We start from the raw sequence: 1,068 nt of genomic DNA on the forward strand, positions 1-1,068 counted from the left end.
GTTTGCCAAGGTTTTATCGGTTCGGGTATTAGTGGTGAAGCCTTGCTCAATTTCAGTGATTCAAGTTTTGGTGATATCGCCAAGCTGCTCGACTACAAAGGCGAAGTCGATCGCATGGTTGAGCTTGAGCTACTAATGGAAGTGGCCAGTATTCTAGTGGGCGCCTGTACTAACGGTATTGCCCAACAACTCGACACCACCTTCAGTCAAGGGCACCCGGTTGTTTTAGGGCAGCATGTCAAAGTAAGTGAATTGATCAAAGCCAATGCCAAGCGCTGGAAGAAAACACTCGCCATTGAAATCACTTACGAAATTGAAAACTACAACATTAGTTGCGACCTGTTATTACTGTTCACTGAAGATTCACTGGACAATTTGAACAAACGACTTTCCTACTTGATGGATTAATAGCCGAACTATGGAACGATCACAGATAGATATAAAAGAATTTCACTGGCTGATGGATATGCTGCAAACCATCGATGTCGGCCTCGTGGTACTGGATCGCAACTTTAGCATTAAAGTTTGGAACAGTTTCATGGAGAGCCATAGCGGCATAACTCCATTGCAGACCAAAGACAAGAATCTCTTTGACTTATTCCCTGATTTGCCCAGAGATTGGCTAGAGCATAAATCTAATTCAGTGTTTATGTTAAAAAACCGCTCCTTTATGACCTGGGAGCAGCGACCTTATCTGTTCAAATTCAAAAACTACCGCCCAATTACCGGCACAGAACCATTCATGTACCAAAACGTGACCATCTCACCTTTGGTATCTGCTGATGGAACGGTAAACCATATCGCTATCATTCTCTATGACGTGACTGATATTGCCGCGAACCGGAACGCACTGGAACGAGCGAACTCTGAATTAGAAATGCTGAGTCGAACTGATCGCCTGACTCGGCTAAACAATCGAGGTTATTGGGAAGAGTGCCTAGAAGCAGAGTTTAGCCGTTATAAGCGCTATCACACGACTTGCTCTGTCATTATGTTTGATATTGACCACTTCAAGAAGGTAAATGACACCTATGGTCACCAAGCCGGCGATGAAGTAATCAGGCAAGT

The 1,068-nt window shown here is 44.1% G+C and carries 1 protein-coding gene and 1 pseudogene; both read left to right on the forward strand.

Features of this window, described 5'->3' with window-relative positions; translation table 11 throughout:
- Positions 1 to 408 (forward strand): annotated as a pseudogene (locus A3763_RS29205) (response regulator); the annotation flags it as partial.
- A 10-nt stretch (positions 409 to 418) separates the two neighbouring features.
- The coding region (locus A3763_RS24710) for a diguanylate cyclase (RefSeq protein ID WP_068760682.1) at positions 419 to 1,068 on the forward strand (650 nt) is incomplete at its 3' end.

The sequence above is a fragment of the Oleiphilus sp. HI0128 genome, from assembly GCF_001635365.1.